The organism is Streptomyces sp. NPDC056503, assembly GCF_042794995.1.
In the GTDB taxonomy this organism is placed as follows: domain Bacteria; phylum Actinomycetota; class Actinomycetes; order Streptomycetales; family Streptomycetaceae; genus Streptomyces.
The window spans coordinates 49,767-71,801 of the sequence record NZ_JBHTST010000012.1 but is presented as its reverse complement, the minus strand read 5'-3'; the positions used below and the strand labels follow the sequence as shown (position 1 = coordinate 71,801).

14 protein-coding genes are annotated in these 22,035 nt (G+C 72.4%); 2 read left to right on the top strand and 12 right to left on the bottom strand.

What is annotated here, in order from left to right:
* Positions 1-5: 5 nt before the first annotated feature.
* The 8 genes from ACFQ8C_RS06055 to eccD all read right to left on the bottom strand — a co-directional run bounded on the left by ACFQ8C_RS06055 (position 6) and on the right by eccD (position 8,411).
* Positions 6-326 carry a hypothetical protein gene (locus ACFQ8C_RS06055; protein ID WP_383452730.1) on the bottom strand — a complete coding sequence of 107 codons (321 nt, stop codon included), beginning with the start codon at positions 324-326 and terminating at the stop codon, positions 6-8.
* Complete coding sequence (locus ACFQ8C_RS06050; protein WP_383452728.1) at positions 323-832, bottom strand: YbaB/EbfC family nucleoid-associated protein; 510 nt, start codon at positions 830-832, stop codon at positions 323-325. Before ACFQ8C_RS06050 ends, ACFQ8C_RS06055 begins: the two co-directional genes overlap by 4 nt.
* 91 nt (positions 833-923) lie before the next feature.
* Positions 924-3,860, bottom strand: coding sequence for an AAWKG family protein (locus ACFQ8C_RS06045; protein WP_383452727.1), 2,937 nt, complete (start codon positions 3,858-3,860; stop codon positions 924-926).
* 59 nt (positions 3,861-3,919) lie between these two features.
* Positions 3,920-4,393, bottom strand: a complete 474-nt coding sequence (locus ACFQ8C_RS06040) for a type VII secretion system-associated protein (protein WP_383452725.1) — start codon at positions 4,391-4,393, stop codon at positions 3,920-3,922.
* Between the two features lie 110 nt (positions 4,394-4,503).
* The gene (locus tag ACFQ8C_RS06035; protein WP_383452723.1) at positions 4,504-4,833 is read right to left on the bottom strand and encodes a WXG100 family type VII secretion target; all 330 of its coding nucleotides are present in this window, start codon (positions 4,831-4,833) and stop codon (positions 4,504-4,506) included.
* 49 nt (positions 4,834-4,882) lie between these two features.
* Positions 4,883-5,242 (bottom strand): WXG100 family type VII secretion target, encoded by a 360-nt coding sequence (locus ACFQ8C_RS06030; protein WP_383452721.1) that lies wholly within the window; start codon positions 5,240-5,242, stop codon positions 4,883-4,885.
* Between the two features lie 230 nt (positions 5,243-5,472).
* Positions 5,473-6,990, bottom strand: a complete 1,518-nt coding sequence (gene eccB, locus ACFQ8C_RS06025) for a type VII secretion protein EccB (RefSeq protein WP_383452720.1) — start codon at positions 6,988-6,990, stop codon at positions 5,473-5,475.
* 14 nt (positions 6,991-7,004) lie between these two features.
* Entirely contained in the window at positions 7,005-8,411 is a 1,407-nt protein-coding gene (eccD, locus tag ACFQ8C_RS06020) for a type VII secretion integral membrane protein EccD (RefSeq protein ID WP_383452718.1), read from the bottom strand.
* 287 nt (positions 8,412-8,698) lie between these two features.
* Between eccD and eccCa the strand changes: the two genes are divergently transcribed.
* The gene (gene eccCa / locus ACFQ8C_RS06015) at positions 8,699-12,748 is read left to right on the top strand and encodes a type VII secretion protein EccCa (RefSeq protein WP_383452716.1); all 4,050 of its coding nucleotides are present in this window, start codon (positions 8,699-8,701) and stop codon (positions 12,746-12,748) included.
* A gap of 40 nt (positions 12,749-12,788) precedes the next feature.
* Here eccCa and ACFQ8C_RS06010 read toward each other — a convergent pair whose 3' ends face one another.
* On the bottom strand, positions 12,789-14,066 hold the full coding sequence (locus tag ACFQ8C_RS06010) for a S8 family serine peptidase (protein WP_383452714.1): 1,278 nt from the start codon (positions 14,064-14,066) through the stop codon (positions 12,789-12,791).
* An 88-nt stretch (positions 14,067-14,154) separates the two neighbouring features.
* A complete protein-coding gene (locus ACFQ8C_RS06005) occupies positions 14,155-17,463 on the bottom strand; it encodes a right-handed parallel beta-helix repeat-containing protein (RefSeq protein ID WP_383452712.1) in 3,309 nt (1,102 codons plus the stop codon).
* A gap of 468 nt (positions 17,464-17,931) precedes the next feature.
* Between ACFQ8C_RS06005 and ACFQ8C_RS06000 the strand changes: the two genes are divergently transcribed.
* Entirely contained in the window at positions 17,932-18,816 is an 885-nt protein-coding gene (locus ACFQ8C_RS06000) for a DUF4436 family protein (RefSeq protein WP_383452710.1), read from the top strand.
* A 6-nt stretch (positions 18,817-18,822) separates the two neighbouring features.
* Here the strand turns inward: ACFQ8C_RS06000 and ACFQ8C_RS05995 are convergent, their stop codons facing one another.
* Positions 18,823-20,415, bottom strand: a complete 1,593-nt coding sequence (locus ACFQ8C_RS05995) for an alpha/beta fold hydrolase (RefSeq protein WP_383452708.1) — start codon at positions 20,413-20,415, stop codon at positions 18,823-18,825.
* Positions 20,412-21,770, bottom strand: coding sequence for an alpha/beta fold hydrolase (locus ACFQ8C_RS05990; protein ID WP_383452706.1), 1,359 nt, complete (start codon positions 21,768-21,770; stop codon positions 20,412-20,414). Before ACFQ8C_RS05990 ends, ACFQ8C_RS05995 begins: the two co-directional genes overlap by 4 nt.
* Between the last annotated feature and the right edge of the window lie 265 nt (positions 21,771-22,035).

The window sequence follows — 22,035 nt, the reverse complement described above, 5'->3', positions numbered from 1 at the left end:
GCCGGTCAGCGCTTCTTCGTCTGGTTGTCGACGTGGTCGATGATGTCCTGCTGCGTCTTCTTGAACTTGCCGGAGGTGTCGCCGAGGCTCTGCCCGCTGGACTCGAGTGCCTTGACCAGCGCCTCGCTCCCGTCCACGACGTAGCCGAGGCCCTGGTAGTACTTCTTGGCGAAGGCCTCGCCGAACTCCCCCGTTCCCCAGCAGCCGCGGTAACTCGTGATCTTGTCCATGTACTCGTCGCGGGCGACCTTGAGCTCGTGGCCCACGTTCTTCACGGCCTCGCCGCCGCGGTCGAGGCCCTCGCTGTCGACGTCGAGTTCGGTCATCGCGCGACCCCGTCCGTGTCCACGGCTCCGTTGCCGTTCGTGTCCTCGTCCTCGTCGACCAGCTCGTCGAGGAGGGCGCCGCCGGAGGTGGTGGTGGAGCGGGAATCGGGCACCACCAGGTCCGGGTCCTGGCGCAGCGGGGCGAACAGGTCGTCCCACTCGACGGGCGCGAAGCCGCCCTCGGCGTCCGGGTCGAGACCCGGGATCGGGCCGAACGGCCGGTACACGTCGAGAAGCCGGGAAGCGGCCTGGGCGCGCGCGGCGGCGATCGTGCCCATCACGACGTTCGCCAGCTCGGCGGGGGCCATGGTGCGGTAGCGGTTCGTGGGGAAGCGCAGCCGGGTCAGCTCGCCCTGTGCCCCGACGGTCGCCTCGACCGTGCGGTCCTTGGCCGTGACCGTCACCGATATCCGCGCGGCCTCGTCGGCGGCCTCGGCGAGGCGGGTCCGGGTCTCCTCGAACTCCGCCAGCGCCTCCGCGAGCCGTTCCTCCAGGGGATTGTTCATCGCCCGGCACCTCTTCCTCTCCGTGGTCCCATTCGTCGTCCGCTTCCGTGTCCGTCCGTTGCCCGCCGCCGTTCGCGGGGGAGTGCGGGGGTCACCGGCCGATCACGCCGGCGACGCCGCCCTCGTCCGTGCCCCAGACGTCCTCGTCCTCGCTGATCCAGGTGGAACGCTCGCGCTCGTCGCTCTGGGTGCCCTGGCCGCCGCCCATGCCGCCGCCGCCCATGGGCGGCACCATCGGCATGCCACCGGAGGAGGTCGCGGGGCGGCGCAGCGCGGCCGCCTCCTCGGCGGCCAGCTGGGCGGCGCGGGCGCGGCCGGCCGTCGTCTCGCCGGTGGCGGTGGCCCGCAGGCGCTCGGCCCCCGCCGCGCCGCCCCCGCTGGGAGTGCCGGGCGCCCCGAAGCCGTGCCCGAGGGGGTTGTTGGAGAGCAGGGGGATCCGGGAGGAGCCGCCGGAGCCGCCGGAGCCGTAACCCCCGTAGCCGCTGTTGCGCAGGTTGTCGGTCTTCTTCTTCTCGTCCGGGTAGTCGTAGTAGTCGTCCCCGAAACGCCTGTTGCTGTTGTTGCGGTCGAGGGAGGAGGGGCCGCCGGTCACGGAGAGGGTGCGGCCGTCGGCGTCCGTGGTGACCGTCCGCCCGTCCGGGAAGGTGATCTTGTGACCGCCGTCCTTGAGCTTCTGGTCGACGGTGCCGTCCGGGTAGCGGGTGGTGGTCGAGCCGTCCGCGTGGTGCGTGGTCTCCGCGCCCGCGTTCCCGCCGAGCGGGTTGAGGTGCTCGGTCTTCTTCTGCCCGTCGGCCTCGGTGGTGGTGTACGTGCCGTCCGGGGCGAGCCGGGTGGAGGAGCCGTCCTTGTACGTGGTGACGACGGTGCCGTCCTTGTCGACCTTGGCCACCGACCCGTCGGCGTACTCGATCGTCGAGGTGTTCCTCCCCAGCTGGGACACGGTCTTGGTGCCGTCCGGGTCGATCGTGGTGACCGTTCCCTGGGGGGTGATCGTGGTCCTGGTGCCGTTGGGGTGGACCGTCGTCGTCGAGCCGTCCTTGTTGAAGGTGGTGGTCGAGCGGTCCGGGTTGTGGACGGTGGAGCCCGGCTCCGGGCGGGTGACCTTCTTGTTGCCCTCGGCGTCGGTGGTGGTGAGGGTGCCGTCGGCGGCGCGGCTCTGCACCGTGCCGTCCTTGTACTGCGTGATGCTGCTGCCGTCCGGGCGGATCGTCGTCCGCGTACCGTCCGGATAGGTGACCGTCTCGCTGCCGTCCTTGTGCAGCACGGTGGTGGAGCCGTCGGGGTTGACCGTGGTGGTCGTGCCGTCGCGGGCGACGGTGGTGGTGGTCCCGTCCTTGTGTGTGGTGGTGCGGGAGCCGTCCTGGTTGTACGAGGTGGTGGAACCGTCCGGGCCCTTGGTGGTCTTGAGCGGGACGGGCTTGCTCGGGGTGCCGCCGAGGCCGGGCGGCGGGTTCAGGCCGAGCAGCGGCGGGGTGACGCCGGGCGGGGTGGTCTCCTTCCGCCCGTCGGGGTAGGTCGTGGTGTACGAGCCGTCGGGGTTGCGGACGATCGTGGTGCCGTCGGGGGTGCGGACGACGTTGCCGCCGTTGGTTCCGTTGGTTCCGTTGGGGTTGAGGAGGGGCGGGGGCGTACCGGTGTCGAGGCCGGGCGGCTTCTTCCCGCCGAGCCCGCCGTCGCCGCCCAGATTGCCGCCGACGGAGTTGGGGTCGAGTGTCGGCGGCGGCTTGCCGTCGTCCCCGCCGAGCTTGTTCTCCAGCTCGTCCTTCTTCTTTTCGGCCTCGTCCTCCAGGTCCTTCTTTTCCTTTTCGAGGTCCTCTTTCTGCTTCTTCGTCGACTCCTCCAGGAATTTCGCCTTCAGGTCGGTGAAGCCCGTGCTGAAGCTGAGGTTCCCGGTCGCGTTCGCCAGGTTGTTGAAGACCTCGTTGAGTTTCTGCGTCTGGGTGTCGGAAGCCTTGTCCAGCGTCGCCACGATGGTTTCGACCCAGTGCTTGTAGGCCTCCTGGGCGACCTTCTGCCAGGCCGGTGTCTGCGTGAGGTCACCGTAGAGCGGGTGGTAGATCGTGAATCCCGGGTAGAGATAGACCGTACTTTTCCCGGAGACCGTGTAGACCTTTTTTATGTTGTTCTCGTTGAGATAGACGGCGACCTTGTTCACCTCTGCGTTGAGGTGGTAGGTGGGGAGATAGGTGTTGTAGGTCAGCTTCTCCCCGGGCGTCGCCGCGTCGATGGTCACCGTGGCCGAGAGCCAGGTGTTCCAGGCCTGCATGAGGGCGTCGGCGGCGTCGTGGATCGCCTGCGCGCACCGGGCGATCTCCATGCCGATGGAGGACGTGGCGTCGTAGGTGTCGCCGAAGGTCAGGGAGACCGGTGTGCCGGTCGGGGTCAGGTCCTTCTTGAGGCCCTTGTACCCGTAGGCCAGGCCGTCGAGCAGCATGCGGAACACGTCGGCGGCCGAGCCCTGCCAGGCGGCGTCCTCGCCCCCGAGGTCCTTGACCCACTTCTCGAGTTCCGCGCCGTAGTCCGTGAAGAACTTCTGGACCTCGTCGAAGGCCTTGGCCGTGGTGACCAGGCTCTTCAGGTCGACCACGTCCGCCGACACGATCTGCGGCACGGTCCCGAAGGAGTGGGTGAATCCCTCGGTCGTGTGCTTCGTCGTGAGGGCGTAGAGGGCGTCACGGTAGCCGCCGTCGTACGCGCCGGCCCTTCCGTTGTCGCTGAAGTCGTTCCCGCCCTCGTTCCAGGGGACGGTGAGGGTGACCTCGAAATGACCGGTCACCTTGGTGACGTTCTTGTCGAAGTCGTAGAACTGGATGACCCTCTCCAGCGGACCCGGCGAGACGTTGCTGGCCGCCTCGTCGTAGTCCTTGCGCTTGATGGAGGCCCGCAGCCATCCGGCGCCCTCGCCCGCCTGGTCCGCCGCGGCGCCGATCTTCCCCACTTCCTCGCGCGTCGGGCCGGCGAACCCGGTCAGCTGAGCGGCGAGGTACTCGGCCCACTTCTTCTTCTCGTCTTCGGACGCGGGAGCCATACGGGAGTCGATTCCTTCGGGAGGTCATGCGGCGGGCGGCGGGGAGGCGAACGGTCCGGTCACGCCCCGGGCTTGGGCGCGAGCGCGTCCGAGATGTCCTTCCAGTCGTCCAGGATCTTCTGCGCCTCGATGCTGTCGAGGTTGTCCTCCTCGGTCTTCTCCATGTCCGCGAGGGTGAAGCCGAGTTCCTGCTTGATCTCCTTGAACAGCTTCAGCTGGTTCGTGAGGATCTCGCCGAGCTTCTCGGAGTTCGTCTGCATGTAGGTGACGAAGAGGTTGCCCATGGCCGGGGATTCGGGCTTGGTGTCGTCCAGGGCCAGCCTGCCCAGCTTCGGCCCCTGCGAGGTGATGTTCTCGCCGGGGAACTTGAGCTTCCTGGCGAGCAGGGGCATCGTCGGCGCGGGGCTGGTCGGCGAGGTGCTCGCGATCTCCTCCAGCTTCTTGAGGAACATCGGGATGCCCTGGCCCTCGACCGTGAGGAACCTGGTCAGGCTCTCCTTGTCGAGGTGGGACAGATCCGTACCCTCGGCCATGCTCTCTCTCCCTCGGTCGGTGCGAAGCGGTCACCGCGGTGGTGCCGACGGTCACGGCGCCGCGGGCACGGGGCCGGCGGCGCCGCCGGGCCTGTCCGGGACGGGACCGGTCAGGGGACGCGGACGTTCGCCCACTGGTCCGCGCTGCGGTTCTCGTGCTTCTTGTAGATCTCGCTGATCTGGTTCAGCAGGGCGCTGTGGCGGTCCAGGATGCGGCCGAGCTCCCGCGAGGCCGCGTTCCACGCCTCCTGCTTCCCGCCGTAGGTGGCGGCGTCCGAGCCCTGCCAGGCGACGCGGAGCCCGGCGAGCTCCTCGTTGAGCGCCTGCACGGTGTTCTGGATCGCCTTCGTCTGCATCCGCATGTCCTCGGCGGCGCGGTCGACGTGCTGGTACTCGACGTGGATGACACCGTCGGACTTGTCGGCGTAGAAGTTGGACATCAAAGGCTCCTCGACGGGGTGGAGGGGAGAGGGAACGACGGTGACAGGCTCAGGGGTTGAGCTTGTTCTCGGTGCCCACGGAGATCGAGGAGCGGCGGGCGGCCTCGATGAAGTCGTTGATCTCGCCCTGCGTACGCGCCTGTGCCTGACCGGTCTCGGTCAGCGTCTGCATCATCTCGCCCATGCTGCGGGTGATGACGTCCACCTGGCCGCTCCACTCGTTGAGCAGGCTCTGGAAGGCGGTGCCGTCGCTGCCGCCGTAGGCCCTGATGAGGCCTCCCATGACGGACTTGACGTCCTCCTGGGCCCGCTGCACGCCCTCCTTGGCCTGGAAGAGGGCGTTGTAGCCGCGCTGGTTCTCGCTCTGGCTCGAAGTCTGGGTGCTGCCGGGGGGCGGCGGAGTCGCCATGGATGGAGTCCTTGTCTGAGGCGCGGACAGTGAAGCGGACAGTGAACCTGAGGTGCTGAAGTCGGCTGACGGGAAAGGCGAGTCGAACACTCGTCTAGGCAAGCCCTGATGCTAGGGAGAGTTTTGTGACGTGTGCAACGACTTCCGGTGTCTTCTGAGCTTCTTCTGATGTTCGTGACCGGATTCGACCGGGCGTTCCCCTGGGAAGATGCAGAACACCCCTTCCAGGTTCACTGGCAGTTCTCCTCCGAGGGAGTCGAACCGTCGCCCAGCGCCGCCGCCACGTCCAGCCGCGGCCCCGTGGGCAGCATGTCCAGGAGCCGGGACGGTACGGCCTGGGCGTGGCCGCCCTTCAGCCCGAGCCGTTCCACCGAAGTGGCGTCCGGCAGCCGGTACTTCACGCCGACGTCCGTGACCAGGTAGGTCGTGGTGCCGCGCACCCCTCCGCCCGCGCCGAGCGCCTGGACGAGCGCGCCGCCGCCGGGGCGTACCGCGATGCCGTTCACCGGCAGGCAGGCCGAGGCGATCCCGGCGCCGGTGGCCGGTTCGGGGACGGTTCCGCTCTCGCGTACCAGGGCGAGCCGGACCAGGGGCACGAGACCCTCGGGCCGGATCTGGGCGCACAGCGCCGATCCGGCGGCGGACCGCGCGGTGGGCGGGGTGTCCGGCCAGTCCGCCGGAACGGCCCACGACTCCCCGGCCGGGGACTGCCCGGTAGCGGGCTTGCCCGTACGGGACTTCTCGGTCGGGGAGCCCTTCGCCGGGGCCTGGCGGCGGGTCAGTTCGTCGGCGGTCAGGGTGAGGGCCGTCGGGGCGCCGCCCCGGTACGCCTGGCGGCCGGTGCGGTCGTCGCCGAGGACGAGCGCCGCCGCCAGCGGGGTGAGCGGCAGCAGCCCGGCCTTTTCCAGCAGGAAGTACTGCCGGCCCGTGCCGGGCGACGACAGGACGAAGACCTGGCCCACCCGGGCCGGCACACCGCCGATCCGCCCCGACTCCGTACCCCTGCCGGCGACCTCGGGGGCCACCAGATCGGCGCCGGCGGGCAGGCTGTCCAGGAGCGCGGCGGTCACGGGAACGGTCTCGGTGCCGGACCAGCCGAGGGCCTGGAGCGCGCCGTGGCCGCCGATCCGCATCCGGTGGTCGCCCCACAGCAGGTACGTGCTGCCGTCGGGGCCCGCGACGAGTACGCCCTCCGTCCGCACGGGGAACACGCCCTCGGTCGCGAAACCGATCCGCAGCGAGGTACGGGCCGTCCGGCCGCTGCCGTCCGGGCCGGTGGCCAGCGGCGGGTCGGCGCACACCTGCCAGGCTCCCCGCTCCAGGTCGGCGGGGTCGGGCAGGGTGTCCGGGGCGCCGGGGATGCCGACGGGGGTGCCGTGGGGCTCGCCGCGCAGGGACTTCGTGGACACGATGACGGGTGCCGGAGCCGTACGGGAGACCAGCCGGGCCGAGGCGTAGTTGAGGACCGGACGGAGCCGGCCGTCGAGGTACAGGTAGCGGGTGCCCGTCTCCTTCTGCACGATCAGCGCGTTCGTCGTCCGCCACGACTTCGTGCCGGCCGGGGAGATCATCCCGAACAGCAGGAAGCCGACGACGAGGACCACGCCGAGACCGATGCCCCAGGCGAGGCCCCGGTTGGTGCGTCCGACGGGGCTCTCCGGCGCGTCCGGATCCTGGCGCAGCATCCCGCTGACGAGCCGGCCCATGACGAACATGTGGGCCTGGACCTGGTCTTTCCTGGACTGCATGACCGTCCCCCTCGTCAGCCGGACACGGCGCGCAGGTCGCCGTAGACGCCGAGCACCCAGAGGACGAGCGGGATCAGTGCCACCGCCGCGCAGGTGTGCAGGATGTCCCCGGCCCGGCCCCAGTGCGGCAGGAGCCGCCGGCCCGGCACCGTCCAGGAGGCGACGGCCGTGGCGCCGGCCAGGGTGAGCAGCACGGCGAGCAGCACCGGCCGGTCCCCGGGGGCGAGTTCGGCTCCCACGGTGAGCCCCGCGAGCAGCAGCCCGTACAGGCCGGGGAGGAAGACCGCCGGGCGCTGCCAGACGTTGCCGATGGTGCGGGAGTGCAGCAGCAGGAGCAGGCAGAGCGTTCCCGCGGTGACCAGCGCCGGGGCGCCCGGGTCGTCCAGGAGCAGCGCGGTGAGCACGGCGGCGCAGACCAGGCCGACGGCCGCGTACAGCGCGGTCATCCACTGCTCGGCGTGCGCGGTACGGCTCACGACGTGCGCGTGCGGATGCGGGTCGATGCCCTCCTGCAACTCCTCGGCGTTGGAGGGCAGCGCGGGCAGCCGCAGACCGGAGAGCCGGAAGGAGATGCCGGGGACGAGGCCGCCGACGGCGACCGCGAGCACGGCGACGACGGCCGCCGCGGGCCCGGGGGTGAGGTCCAGGGCCAGCATCAGGGTGCCGCCGACCGCCCCGGCCAGGGCGATCACCGCGACCGAGAGCAGCAGCGGGACGAAGGCGGCGACCGCGGCGACCGACAGCACGGCGCCGCCCGCGGCGGCGGCCGACGCGGCGAGGACACGGGCGCCGGTCAACTGCCCGCCGCCGTCGGCCTCGCCGGCAGGCAGGAGGGCTCCGGCCAGCGCCAGGAACGGCGCGACGAACACGCCGAGGGCGGCACCGGCGGCAGAGTCGCCGACCGCCCGGGAGGCGGCGGCGGCGCCGAAGAGCACGAGCAGGCCGACGGCGCCCGCGACGGCGGCCCGGGTCGGGGCGTCACCGCCGGGCAGGGCGCAGACCACCCAGGCGGCGGCGAGCAGCAGGACGGCCGTGGCGCGCAGCGTCCAGCGGCCGGTGCGGGCGGTCCAGCCGTGGGGGCGTTCCCGCATGCTGCCCGCGACGCCGTCGACGAGGTCGTCGAAATGCAGAGCGGGCAAGGCCTCGACGCGAGGCCGTAGATGAAGCGTTTCTCCATCGCGGAGGGACAACGACTCGGGCGTTCCCTCCTCGTCCAGCGGCTCTTCGCCGAGCCGCTGGAGGACCCAGCCGCCGTGCTCGATGCCCTGCTCGGCCAGCTCCTCGCCCGCGTGGTCGAGGAGGGTCGGCAGGAGATCGGCCAGCGGTACGTCCACCGGCACCGCGAGGTCGAGCAGACGCCGGGGGGTCCTGACCGCGAGCCGGCACAGACCAGGGCTCAATATGCCCGATGTTTCCGTCATGACAGGTGGCCGCACCTCTCCGAGGGGCCGGGGTACCGAAGTTGGCTAGCGCACATTACCTTGGTCAACACGTCAGGTCACCGACCCCCCTGGCCCGTTGCCGCTGTGCCCGACCCCCGGCGGACGGACGGTCCCCGCCTCGCGCGGGGCATCGGGAACGGAACCGTACGATCCCCGGGGAACGGACCGGAACCCCTCCGGAACCAGAACCGGACGCGGAACCTCAAGCGGAACCGGATCCGGAACCGAAAGCCCCCGGACGCGATCAGCCCGAGGAGACATCCAGCGTGAGCACCGTCCTCTTCCGCAGGCCCGCCCGGCGGCGCGGTCCCGACATGCCCGAGGGCGAACTCGCGCTCCAGGAACCGCCGACGCTGCCGGAAGCGGAACCGAACACCTCGGCGATGTGGACCTATCTGCCGATGGGTCTCACCTCGCTCGCGATGCTCATGATGTTCCTGCGCCCCGGCCAGGCCACCGCCTTCAGCTACATCGCCATCGGGCTCATGCTGTTCTCGTCCGTGGCGATGGTCCTCGCCCAGCTGATCCGCACCGCGGGCGAACGCAAGCGCAAGCTCAAGGGCGAGCGGCGCGACTACCTGCGCTACCTGACACAGATGCGCCGCCGGATCAGGGTCACGGTCGGGGCCCAGCAGAAGGCCCTGTCCTGGCGCCACCCCGAACCGGACGCCCTGTGGGCGCTGGTCGGGACCAGCCGCCAGTGGGAACGACGGCTCTCCGACGAGGACTTCGCCGAGGTGCGGGTGGCCGTGGGAGACCAGAAGCTCGCCGTACGGCTCGCGCCCCTGTCGACCAAGCCGGTCGAGGACCTCGAACCGCTGGCCGCGCACGCCCTGCGGAGCTTCATCCGCGCGTACGGCACCGTCCCCGACCAGCCGATCGCGCTGTACCTGCGGGCATGGTCGCGCGTGGTGATCCGCGAGGAGGGGACGGAACAGGGGCCGGGGACGGAGGAGCCGGACGGAGGGAACGGCGCGCGGTCCCGCGCCCTGCTGCGCTCCCTCGTCGCCCAGCTCGCCACCTTCCACGCCCCCGAGGAGCTCAACATCGCGCTCTGCGTGAGCGACGAACGCCGTGCGGACTGGGAATGGCTGAAATGGCTCCCCCACGCCCAGCACGGCTACCAGCGCGACGGCGCCGGCCAGGTCCGGCTCGCCGCCGCCGACTTCCAGTCCCTCGAAGAACTCCTCGGCGTCGACTTCACCCAGCGGCCGCCCTTCGACCCGGAGACCCCGCCGAGCCGCGACGAACCCTTCACCCTCGTCGTGGTGGACGGCGGCGCCGTGCCCGCCGGCCACCGCGTCACCGGTGCCGGCTACCGCAACACCGTGCTCGTCGACCTCGGCGGGGCGCTCGCCTGGAAGGCCGCCCGCGGCACCCTTCGGCTCCGTCTCGACCCGGCGGGCCTGCACCTCGTCCGCACCGACCGCGAACGCCGTGAACGGGCCACCTTCCTCGGACGCCCGGACACGCTCGGACCCGCCGCCGCCCGCGCCCTGGCCGCCCGCCTCTCCCCGTACCGGCTCGGCGGCGGCGTCACCGCGTCCGAGCCCTTCGTCACCGACACCGAGCTGACCAGCCTCCTCGGCATCCCCGACCTGCGGCGGCACGAAGCCGCCCGGCTCTGGAAGCACCCCGTCGAGGGGCGCGGCCGGCTCCGGGTGCCCATCGCCGTCGGCGAGGACGGCACCCCCGTCGAGCTCGACATCAAGGAGTCCGCGCAGGGCGGCATGGGGCCGCACGGCATGCTCATCGGCGCCACCGGCTCCGGCAAGAGCGAACTGCTGCGCACCCTCGTCCTCGGCCTCGCGCTCACCCACTCCTCCGAGACGCTCAACTTCGTCCTCGTCGACTTCAAGGGCGGCGCGACCTTCCTCGGCATGGACGAGCTGCCGCACACCTCCGCCGTCATCACCAACCTCGCCGACGAGGTCGCGCTCGTCGGCCGCATGCAGGACGCCCTCCACGGCGAACTCGTCCGCCGCCAGGAGCTGCTGCGCAGGGCCGGGAACTACGCCTCGGTCCTGGAGTACGAGCGCGCCCGCGCCGCCGGCGTCCCTCTCGCACCGCTGCCCAGCCTGTTCGTCGTCGTCGACGAGTTCAGCGAACTGCTCGCCGCCCACCGCGACTTCATGGAACTGTTCGTCATGATCGGCCGACTCGGCCGGTCGCTCGGGGTCCATCTCCTCCTCGCCTCCCAGCGGCTGGAGGAGGGCCGGATGAGCGCCCTGGAGGGCCACCTCTCGTACCGCATCGGCCTGCGCACCTTCTCGGCCATCGAGAGCCGGGGCGTCCTCGGCGTCCCCGACGCCTACCACCTGCCCTCGCAGCCCGGCAGCGGTTATCTGAAGAGCGGCGTCGAGGCGCTGACCCGGTTCCGCGCCGCCTACGTGTCCGGGACGTACAAGGCGCCCCGCCGCGGCGCCCGGCGGGAGCAGATCGCCCGCCAGGTGGTCCCCTGGGGCACCGAATGGGTCGTGCCCCACACGCTGCCGGCGGCTCCGGATCCGGAACCGGAGGCGGAGGCCGACGGCGAAGCGGAGGCCCATCCGGGCTCCGGCTCCGCGATGGAGGAGAGTCTGCTCGGCCTCGCCCTGGACCGGCTGCGCGACAGCGGACCCCCCGCCCACCAGGTGTGGCTCCCGCCGCTCGACACCGCGCCCAGCCTCGACGCCCTGCTGCCGCCGCTGACCCCGGACCCCGACCTCGGGCTCACCACGGTCGGGTCCGCCGACCGCGGGCGGCTCCGGGTCCCCGTCGGCCTGGTGGACCGCCCCTTCGAGCAGGTACGGGACCTGCTCACCGTCGACCTCTCCGCCGCCGGCGGACACGTCGCCGTCGCGGGCGGCCCGCAGAGCGGCAAGAGCACCCTGCTCCGCACTCTGATCTGCTCCCTCGCCCTCACCCACTCACCCCGCGAGGTCCAGTTCTACTGCCTGGACTTCGGCGGCGGCGCGCTGGGAGCGCTCGCCGGACTGCCGCACGTCGGCGGAGTCGCGGGACGGCTCGACCGGGAGCGGATCGCCCGGACCTTCGCCGAGATCGTCTCGCTGCTCAACCGCCGTGAACTGTTCTTCCAGGAACAGGGCATCGACTCGATGGCCACCTACCGGAAGCGGCGGGCGGCGGGCGAGTTCGCCGACCAGCCCTTCGGGGACGTCTTCCTCGTGGTGGACGGCTGGTCCACCGTCCGCAGCGACTTCTTCGACGACATGGGCGTCTTCTCCGAGATCGCCTCCCGGGGCCTCAACTACGGCGTCCACCTCGTCATCGCCACCTCCCGCTGGGTCGAGGTCTCCGCCGCCCTCCGCGACCAGATCGGCACCCGCCTCGAACTCCGCATGGGCGACCCGATGGACTCCGCCGTCGACGTCCGCAAGGCCGCCACCGTCCCCGTCTCCCCAGGCCGCGGCCTGAGCCCCGACAAGATGCACTTCCTCACCCCCCTTCCCCGCATCGACGGGCAGGAACGCGCCGAGGACCTGGCGGAGGCCCTCGCCGACCTCGTCGAAGCCGTCGCCGAGAGCTGGGACGCGCCGCCCGCGCCCGCCGTACGCATGCTCCCCACCGAACTGCCCGCGTCCGAACTCCCCGCCTCCGAGCATCCGCTGCGGATCGCGGTCGGACTCGACGAGGCCGAACTCGCGCCCGTCTGGCACGACTTCTCCCAGAGCCCGCACCTCTACCTCGTCGGCGACACCGAGAGCGGCAAGACCAGCGCGCTCAAGCTCATCGCCCAGCGGATCATGGCGACCCACGGTCCGGACGAGGTCAGCTTCCTCGTCGCCGACTACCGCCGCGAACTGATCGAGGCCATCCCGGAGGAGTACCGGCTCGGGCACGCCGTCTCCGCCGACCCGCTGCGCGAGTACGTGGACGGCGCCGCGCGCGCCATGGCCGCCCGGCTGCCGGGGGAGGACATCTCCCCGGCCCGGATGCGCCGCGCCGACTGGTGGAACGGGCCCCGGCTCTTCGTCCTCGTCGACGACTACGAGATGGTCGGCTCGCCCTTCGACGGCCCCTTCGAGCCGCTGGTGCCGCACCTGCCGCTCGGGTACGAGATCGGCCTGCACATGATCGTCGCCCGAGCCTCCACGGGCGCGGGCCGGGCCGACCCCCTCATCCGCAAGATGGGCGAGGTCAACTCCTCGGCGCTGCTGCTGTCCTGCCCGCCCTCGGAGGGCTACCTCCTCGACAACGTCAAGCCCCGCATCCTGCCCCCGGGCCGCGCCCAGAGCGTCGTCCGCCGCAAGACCCGCCTGGTCCAGCTCGCGCTCCCGGACCCGGTCCCGGGGGAGGACGAGGGAGAGGAGTAGGGCCGGAGGCCGGGGCCGGGGTGTACCAGGCCCCCGGGTCTCACTCGGCCGGGCGGCCCTCGGCGTCCAGACGGCCCGGCCGCCAGCGGCGCTTGCGGCCCTTGGGCAGGACGACCGCGAGGAAGGTCACGAGCAGGATCGTTCCCGCCGCCACCCCCGTCACCAGATAGGCGGTGGAGCGGGCGCCCGCCGTCTCCGGCGGCTCCGACAGCCGGATGGGGGCCGGCCGCCCGGCCGCCCCCGTCGTCCCCTCCGCCCCCGCCTCTCCCGCCGCCTCCGGCGAGCGGGTGCCGGTGGAGACCCCCGAGACGGCCCCGTACGGATCGAGCGCGGGCAGGTCGCCCGGATAGGCACCCCTGAGCAGCCGTACGCGGACCTCGGCGGCGGTCAGCTCCGGGTGGTACGCGCGGACCAGCGCCGCCGTGCCCGCGGCGACCGCGGCGGCCAGGGACGACCCCGAGGCGGTCCACTTGCCGTCGCCCACCGGCCCCGGGCCCATCAGGGCGTCGCCGGGGGCGGAGAGGTCGGCGTGCCGGAACGGCGGCGCGGTCGCCGGGCGCGTGCCCTGCGGCCCGGTGTCGAGCACCGCGAGGGCATCGGCCGGTGCCACCGGCGCGGGCGGCGGGGTGGACGAGCCCCGCGGGACGCTGTCCGCCGCCGCGGGCACGACCACCAGGGCGTCATGCGCGCGTGCGGCGGTCATCGCCTCGCGCACCCGCCGGTCGGAGCCGTCCAGGGGCGCGGTCACCGTGATCACGTCGGCCCCGGCGGCGGCGGCCTCCCGCACCCCGGCGGCCAGCCGGGCGAGGTCGGACTCACCGCGCTCACCCGTGCCCCGTACGGCCAGGACGCGGGCCTCCGGGGCCACCCCGGAGAAACCCTGTCCGGGGAAGGCCGCTCCGGCCGCGAGCCCGGCCTGGAACGTCCCCCGGCCCACACAGTCCTTGCCGGCCGCGCCCAGGGCCTTCACCCGCCCGCGCAGGACGGCCGCGTCGTCGCTCACGCCCGTGCCGACGACCGCCACCGTCACGCCCCGCCCCCGGGAGAGGCGCCAGACCTGGTCGAGACCCAGGACGTCGCGCGTCCAGGGGGCTGCCGCCGTGACCGTTCCCCGTACCTTCGTACAGGCCTGGTCGGGGGAGAGCCGCTCGGGCACGCCCGGGAGCGCGGTGCCGCCCCCGCCCCCGCCGTCCGCTCCGGCGGACCCCGCGGCCCCGGCCGTTCCCGCGGCATCCGCCGCCGTGGCGAGGGGAAGCGGACCGGCGAGGAGGGCGGTGCACAGAAGCAGGCCGGTGCACAGACTCGTACGGCGACGCATGGGGGTCCTCGGTTCGGGCCCCGTAAGGGGGCGGGACTGCGTTGACAGGGTTCCCGGGACGGAGCGACCCCGGGGCGGCTCCCCCGGGTCAGGGCTCCCTGAGGTCCTGCGGCAGCAGCAGTCGCAGGTCGTCCAGGCTCGGTGCCGCCACCGAGCTGAGCCGACGGGCCTGCCGGGTCATCATGGCCTCGAGCGTCTGGCGCGCCAGACGGGCGTTGCCGAAGGTACGGCCGCGCGGGATCGCCTCGAAGTGGTCCCGCAGCTCGGAGGCCGTACCGGGAGCGCACTCGTACCCGTTGTCGACGGCGTGCCGGCGCACGATGGTGACCAGCTCGTCGGAGGAGTAGTTCGGGAACTCGACGTGCCGGGTGAAACGGGAGGCCAGACCGGGGTTGGAACCGAGGAAACGGTCCATCTCCTCCGTATAGCCGGCGACGATCACCACCACCTCGTCGCGGTGGTCCTCCATCAGCTTCAGCAGCGTGTCCACCGCCTCCTGGCCGAAGTCGGAGGATCCCCCGGCACCGCCGGGCGTCAGCGTGTACGCCTCGTCGACGAACAGCACCCCGCCGAGCGCCCGCTGGAAGACCTCCTTCGTCAGCTGCGCCGTGTGTCCCACGTACCGCCCGACGAGATCCGGCCTGGCCACCTCGACGAGCTGGCCGCGCGGGAGGACCCCGAGGGACGCGAGGAGTTCGCCGTACAGCCGGGCCACCGTGGTCTTTCCGGTGCCGGGCGGCCCGGCGAAGACCAGGTGGTTGCTGATGCGGGGCGCGGGAAGTCCCGCCGCGGCCCGGCGACGGGCCGTCGCCAGCAGGTTGACGAGGTCGCTCACCTCGCGCTTGACCGCCGTCAGACCGGTCAGCGCGTCCAGCCGCAGCAGCGGATCCTGTTCGCCGCCCTCCGCCGCCGCGGCCGGCGTGAGACCCACGTCCTCGGAGGTCAGCAGCGTCAGCTCCCGCTCGTCGACGTCACCGCGCGCGGCGAGCCGGGACGCCTGCCGGTCCACCATCTCCTCGAACACCTTCCGCGCGGTCCGGCCGTTGCCGAACCCGGCGTCGCGCGGCATCCGCTCGAAATGGGTGTGCAGCGCCGAACGCGCCTCGCCGTCCAGCTCGTAGCGGTGGGCGGCACACATCCGCTCCACGATGGTGACCAGTTCCTCCGACGTGTAGTCGGAGAACTCCACACTGCGGGTGAAACGGGAGGCCAGGCCGGGGTTGGAGGCCAGGAAGCCCGTCATCTCCTGCGGATACCCGGCCGCCACCACCACCACGTCCTCGCGGTGGTCCTCCATCAGCTTCACCAGCGTGTCGATGGCCTCACGGCCGAAGTCCGCGCCCGAACCGGCGGAGTCGGACAGCAGCGTGTACGCCTCGTCGACGAACAGCACCCCGCCCAGCGCCTTCTTGAACGTCTCCGTCGTCTTGATCGCCGTACCGCCGACGATCTGCGCGACGAGATCCGCCCGCGACACCTCCACCAGATGGCCGGAGCGCAGCACCCCGAGCGAGGCGAGGATCGACCCGTACAGGCGGGCCACCGTGGTCTTTCCGGTGCCGGGCGGACCCGCGAACACCAGGTGCCGGCTCATCGGCGGCGCCGGCATCCCCAGACCGGCCCGACGTTGCGCCATCCGGTTCAGGTTGATCAGCGTCAGGACCTGCTCCTTGACGTCGGCGAGACCGATCAGCGACTGGAGTTCGGCGACCGCGCCGCCCTCCGCGTCCTCGCCGCCGCCCACCACCACCGCCCCGCCCGGAAGCCGCCCGTCGCCCGCCGCCTTCGCGTCGGCGACACTGCCCCAGGCGTCCGGCGCGCCGTTGTCGACGCTGGTCAGCTGCTCCACCGCGAGCCGGTCCCCGGCCACCGACTGGCGCAGCCCGCTGCCCTTGTTGTCCCGTACGACACAGCCGATCACCGACACCGGATCGGCCCCCTCCACCCGTACCCCGTCGGCTCCCGAACCGGTCACCTCGCAGGAGTTGAGCGAGGCCCTGGCGCCCGCCGCGATCAGCACCCCGTACTCGCCCGAGTCCCCCACGCGCGACCGGGCCGCCGTCAGATCACCCTGCTCCTCGACCCGCACGCCCACCGCCGGGCAGTCGCTCACCTCGGTGTCGCGGAGGGTCACCGCGCCGAGCGCGCCCACCACCACCCCGGCGTCCTTCGCGGCCCGCACCCTGCCCTGGCCGACGTACAGGTTCGCGTGCCCGGACACGTGCAGGCCCGCGCCCTCGCACTCCTCGACCCGGCACTCCTCGAGACGGCCGCGACCGTCCGCGACGACCTCCACCCCGTGCCCCGCCGAACGCGCCACGGTCACGCGGCGCAGCAGCGGATTCGCGCTCGCCCTGACCAGCACACCGCTGCCGCCGCTGCCGCTCACCTCCAGGCGGTCGATCTCCGCGACGGAGTTCTCCTCCAGAAGCACCCCGATCCGCTCAGGGTCGCGGACGGTCGTCCCGGTGAGCACCGGGGAGGAGAAGTCGGTCACGCGGATCGCCGCGTCCCGGGCGGAGTCGAACACGCACTCCTCGAACAGGCCGCGGCTCCGCTCCGTCACCAGGAGCCCGTGCCCCGCGGTCCGGTCCGTACGGCAGCGGCGCAGGGTGGGCGCGGAACCGGAACCGACGACGAAGCCGTGCCCGGTGGTGTTCCGTACGGTCACCTCCTCCAGCAGGGTCGTACCCGTGGTGTTCACGAAGACGCCCACCACCGAGTCCGCCACCGTCGCACGCGCCACGGTGACGCTGCTCTCCTCCTCGGCGGCGACCCCCGGCTTGTCGGCGGCCGAGATCTCGCACTCCTCCACGCGCACGTGCGCGCGCCCGTTGGCCAGGACGCCGTTGCCGCGCGCGTCACGGAGACGGCTCGACCGCACCGACACCCGGCCCTGCTCGCCGGCGACGACGGCGGAGGTGCCGAGGTGCTCGACGACGCACTCCTCCAGGAGGCTCTCCGTCGCCGAAGTGCTCACCACGCCGGCGCCCTTGGGGTTCTCGACCCGGCACTGCCGCACCGCGAGCGAACCGGAACCACGCGCGAACAGGGCGGCCCACGAAGTCCCGTACACGTCGCACCGGTCGAGCAGGAGCTGCCCGTGCGGTACGTCCACCACCGGGAGTTCGTCGTCGTGGCCGCGCAGCACCAGGGAGTTCACCATGGCGGAGTCGCAGGCCAGGATCAGCGCCGAGCCGCGCCGGGGGGCCAGCTCGACGGTGCCCCGGCCCTCCGTCGTGGTCAGCGTCAGGGAGGTGGCGAGGGTCAGGTTCTCCTCGTAGCGCCCGGGAGCGACACTGATGACGGCTCCGGTGCGGGCCACCCGGAGGGCCTCCGAGATGGTGCGGCAGTCGCCCGTCCCGTCCTGGGCGACGGTGAGCAGCTGGCGTGACACGTTCTGACCTCCAGGGCGCCCCGATGTCGTTCCGCCGTGCAGCGTCCGTTCGCTCCGGGACATGTGGAACTGATGTGCCCATCATGCCTGTCGGGGCGGACGGCCCGCCAGCGCCTCCGGTCGTCAGGGGCGCCTCCCGGCGCGACGCGAGGGGAAGCCGGGCGGATGCCCAGGGCGTGAGCGTGGACGCCGTCCTGGGGCCGGGACGTCGTGTCGGCCGGCGTGCCCGGTGGCGGGCGCCCTGCCCGGCGCTGTCCGCTGCGACATCGACCTGGTGGAGCGATCCGACACACCCGCCCGGATGCGGGGGTTCACCGGCCGGGTCGGCGAGGATCGCCCTGCGGCCACCGCCCGCGTACCGGAGCATGCGGCTGCCCGCGACGATCGTGCCGGGCTTCGGCCGACCGGGCCGCGTCCCGGCGTCGGGCCGGACCAGGCCGTTCCCGTTCCCAGCCCGTCGGAGTCACCATGGCCCCACCCCCGGACCCGCCCCGCCCGCGCCGCTTCGGGACCTCGATCCTGCCGGTCCTGATCCCCCTCGCGATCCTGATGGTGGTGGCGGTGGGCGTGGGGTCGTGGCTGCAGTTCTCCGAGCGGCAGGCGATGGACACGGTCCACACGGTGGGCTCCCGAGCCGCCGACCGTGTGGACGTGGAGGCCACCGTCCAGCGCGTCGACGCCGCGGCCCGGGAGCTGGTGCTGCGGGTCCGGGTCACCCCACGGGGGACCCTCGCCGAGGAGGACGGGACCGCACCGGTGGCCGATCTCGTCCTCCAGACCTCCACGGCGACCCTCGGCGACCTGGCGTTCGAGGCGCACGAGCGGCTCACGACCAGGGACGTACAGGTCGCGATCACGGGGGGATCGATCAGCGACTACCCGTTCGACACCTACGAGACCGACGTCGAGTTCTGGGCGCTGCTGGGCGGCGAACAGGTCCCGGTGCGGATGCTGTTCTCCAACAACGACACGCTCTTCTCGGTCTCCGCGACCCCCACGGCCTCCCGGCAGGAGGCCGCCGTGGGGCTGTGGGTGTCGCGATCGGGCAGCCTGACCGTCTTCGCGGTCTTCATGATGATGGTGATGTGGGCGCTGGCGGCGTCCGTGGTCATCGGAGCCTGGTACCTGACGACCCGTCGCAAGGGCCTGGTCTGGCCCGCCCTCGCCTGGATGGCCGCCACGCTGTTCGCCCTTTCGGCGTTCCGCAACACCGCGCCCGGCACGCCTCCGATCGGCTGTGTGCTGGACTGGTTCGCGTTCCTGTGGGCCGAGACGATCATCGCGCTGTGCCTGATCGTCGTGGTGACCACCGGCGTCCGCACCACTCTCCGGACGGACGACGCCCCCACCTAGGACGGCCTACGGCGCGATCTCGAACGTGGGCGGCCGGAGCCCCGCGAGGCAACGCGTGTCCGGCGCGTCCGGACGGTCGAAGAACGAGACGGTCATCGTCTGCGCGCACGTCGAGTCGGCGAAGACCACGTGCGCGACGTACGGAACCGTCACGGCGATGGACCGGCTCAGCGTCCGGGCGGCGTACGGCCCGCTGCTCGGCGCGGTCTGGGAGTCGAAGCCGCCGGACAGGACGAGTGTCGGGATGTCGCTGCGCGTCACCTTCCGGATCGAGCGCGGCGCCGCAGGGATGTCCCAGGCACGGCAGTCCGCGTGCATCCAGCTGAGAAGCGGCGCGTTGGCCAGCACCGAGCGGGGGAACGACGGGAACGCGCGCCGCCCTGCCCGGATCACGTCGGCCTCACTCTCGAACGGCGTCCACTCGCTGCAGAAGACTCCGAAGACGAGACCGTGAGAGACCCTCCCGATGGCCTGCGGGCTGAGCTTTCCGCCCGCGTACTGCTCCGCGATCCGCTGCGGGTTGCCGTGGGCCAGTTCGTCGATGGAGCGGGGCACTCCGGCCGCGAGATGGCTGGCGAAGGTCAGCCAGTTCACCAGAAGTCCGCCGTCCAGCGTGACCTCCACCGGCTCCGGCCGGCCGGGAACCGTGACGGTGGTGGTGAGGGGTCGGGCTTCGAGCTCGACCACGAGGCGCTCGAAGGTGTCCTTGAGGTTGGGGTAGCGAGTGTTGCAGGCGGGCTGCTCCGCGCAGGTCTTGAAGATGCTGTCGAAGCCCTCTCGTGCGGCCTTCCAGGTCACGGCCCCGCCGGCCAGGGACGGCGGCAGGACGCCGTCGATACCGACCGAACGGATGCCCTTCGGGTGCAGGCGCATGTACTGGAGCGCCAGGTCGGTGCCGTACGAGATGCCGAACACGTTCCACTGCTTGATGCCCAGCGCCTTGCGCAGGTCGTCGTAGTCAGCGGAGCTCTCGGTGCCGTTGTAGGCGCCGAGGTCGGCCCCGCGGCTCACCAGCTGGTCGCGGCATCTCCGCGTCTCCTGGACGTGCAGACGCCCGGTCGACGGCGCGCCGAAGACGAGATCGAGGGAGTTCGCGACGAACTCGTCGACGTTCCGGCAGGTGAGCTGCGGGTCGGCCGAGTAGGTTCCGCGCTGGGACATGAAGATCACGTCGCGGTCGCGGTTCAGGCCGCCGGCGACCGCCATCGGGATCTCGGAGACCGCGTCGTCCCCCGGCCCGCCGGCGAGCCACACGATCGGGTCGGACGCGGGTCTCCTGCCGACCGCGGGGATGATCGCGACCGCGAGGCTGATCTTTCGCCCGTGGCGCCGGGAACGGTTCTCGGGCACGGTGAGCGTTCCGCAGTGGGCGCGCGCCAGATCGGGGATCGGGTCCGCCGTCCTCGGGCAGGGGCCCGGCTCGAAGTGGGCGCCGCCCGACGTCCGGGCAACCGTGCCGAGCGGCGCTCCGGTGCCGGACTCGGCCCGGGCGGGGAGCGCGGCGAGGCCGAGGACGAGGGCGCCGGCCGTGGCTCCGGCCAGCGCGGCCGGGAGCCGGCGCGCGGGGCGCCCGTGTCGGGGTGGGGTGGGGGACGTCATCGGGTCTCCGGTTCGGGGGTGAGGGTGAAGGGTGCCGGCGTGAGTCCTGCCACGCAGCCGGTGTCGGGCGCGGTCGGACGGGCGAGGAAGGACGCCAGGACGCGCTGCGCGCAGGGCGACTGCGGGACCACGAAGTGGCCGATCCCGGGGATCCGCACGGCGGTCGAGCGGGGCAGCGTACGGCCGGTGTACGGGCCCCAGCTCGCCCCCGTCTTCGCGTCGAAGGTTCCGGAGATGATCAGGGTCGGCACCGTGCTGGAGGTGGCCGTCCGCTGGATCGCGGTGCGGTCCGGGACGTTCCAGACGCGGCACAGGTCGTACTCGAAGGGGAGCTGCGGCGCGTGGGCTAGGACCGTGTCCGGCCAGCCGGGGAACGCCCGGCGCCCGGCCTCCAGGACGTCGGCCTTCGTGAAGCCCGGCGCCCATTCGCTGCACGCCACCGAGTGCGTCAGACCGTGGGCGAACTCGCCGATGGCGGGCGTCGCGCCGGCCGCCTGGGCCCGGGCGAAGCGCTCCGGGTTTCCGTGGGCGAGTTCGTCGAGTGCCGCGGGGACGTCGACGGACGGCAGGGCGCCGCCGTCGGTGACCAGCAGGTTGATCAGCGTGCCGCCGTCGAGGACGACCTTCACCGGGCTGCCGCCTCCGGGCGGCTGCACCGTCAGCCTCAGGGGGTTCGCCTCAAGGCGCCGGACCTGCTCGGTCAGCGTGCGGGAGAGGTCCGGGTAGCGGTTCTTGCAGGCCGGCTGGGCCTCGCATGCCGCGAAGATCGCGTGGACTCCCTCCTGCGCGCTGTCCCAGGCCCAGGGCAGGCTCACGATCTGCGGCGGCACGACCGAGTCGATCGTCACCGAGCGGATCCCCTCGGGGTGCCGGCGCAGATAGGTGAGGGCCAGGTCGGTCCCGTAGGAGTAGCCGTAGACGTTCCACTTCCTGATGCCGAGCGCCTTGCGCAGGTCGGCGAAGTCCGCGGCGTTCTCGGTGGTGTTGTAGTTGCTCAGCCGGATTCCGTCGGCCGTCAGACGGTCCCGGCACTCCTTCGCGGCGCGCACCAGGAGCCGCCCGGTCGAGGGCGCGTCGTAGGGCAGCCCGACGGCCTTCGCGTTGAACCGGTCCATCTCCGGGCAGGCCAGGTTCGGCTGCGAGTAGAGCGCGCCGCGCTGGGTCATGACGATCAGGTCGCGGTCCCGGTTCACGCCGGAGTCGATCAGGAAGGGGATGGCACTGATCGCCTCGCCGCCGGGGCCTCCCTCCATGAACACCACCGGGTCCCGCGCCGGATTCGTCGACGCGGCCGGAATGACGGCGACCGTGAGCTTGACGGTCCGTCCGCCGCGGTGGGACCGGCTCTCGGGCACCTCCAGGGTTCCGCAGTGCCCGGGGATCGGGTCGGGCGTGGTCGGGCAGGGACCGGGGACGAACCGTGCCGGACCTCCGGGACGGGGTTCGCCGGGGGGAGGTGACACGGCACCGCTCGGTGCCGTGCCGACCGCGCCCAGGAGTGCCAGACCGGCCGCGACGACCGCCATCCTGGCGGGCGACCGCCGGGCGAGTCGTGGTGCGCGGGACCGCGGCCTCCGCTTTCGTACGAGCCTGCCGCTCCCGCGAGCGAACGGCAGGCAG

Bases quoted from the DNA above. Each gene is read 5' to 3' on its own strand.
- ACFQ8C_RS06055 (WP_383452730.1), bottom strand. From the start codon at position 326: ATGACCGAACTCGACGTCGACAGCGAGGGCCTCGACCGCGGCGGCGAG.
- ACFQ8C_RS06050 (WP_383452728.1), bottom strand. From the start codon at position 832: ATGAACAATCCCCTGGAGGAACGGCTCGCGGAGGCGCTGGCGGAGTTC.
- ACFQ8C_RS06045 (WP_383452727.1), bottom strand. From the start codon at position 3,860: ATGGCTCCCGCGTCCGAAGACGAGAAGAAGAAGTGGGCCGAGTACCTC.
- ACFQ8C_RS06040 (WP_383452725.1), bottom strand. From the start codon at position 4,393: ATGGCCGAGGGTACGGATCTGTCCCACCTCGACAAGGAGAGCCTGACC.
- ACFQ8C_RS06035 (WP_383452723.1), bottom strand. From the start codon at position 4,833: ATGTCCAACTTCTACGCCGACAAGTCCGACGGTGTCATCCACGTCGAG.
- ACFQ8C_RS06030 (WP_383452721.1), bottom strand. From the start codon at position 5,242: ATGGCGACTCCGCCGCCCCCCGGCAGCACCCAGACTTCGAGCCAGAGC.
- eccB (WP_383452720.1), bottom strand. From the start codon at position 6,990: ATGCAGTCCAGGAAAGACCAGGTCCAGGCCCACATGTTCGTCATGGGC.
- eccD (WP_383452718.1), bottom strand. From the start codon at position 8,411: ATGACGGAAACATCGGGCATATTGAGCCCTGGTCTGTGCCGGCTCGCG.
- ACFQ8C_RS06010 (WP_383452714.1), bottom strand. From the start codon at position 14,066: ATGCGTCGCCGTACGAGTCTGTGCACCGGCCTGCTTCTGTGCACCGCC.
- ACFQ8C_RS06000 (WP_383452710.1), top strand. From the start codon at position 17,932: ATGGCCCCACCCCCGGACCCGCCCCGCCCGCGCCGCTTCGGGACCTCG.
- ACFQ8C_RS05995 (WP_383452708.1), bottom strand. From the start codon at position 20,415: ATGACGTCCCCCACCCCACCCCGACACGGGCGCCCCGCGCGCCGGCTC.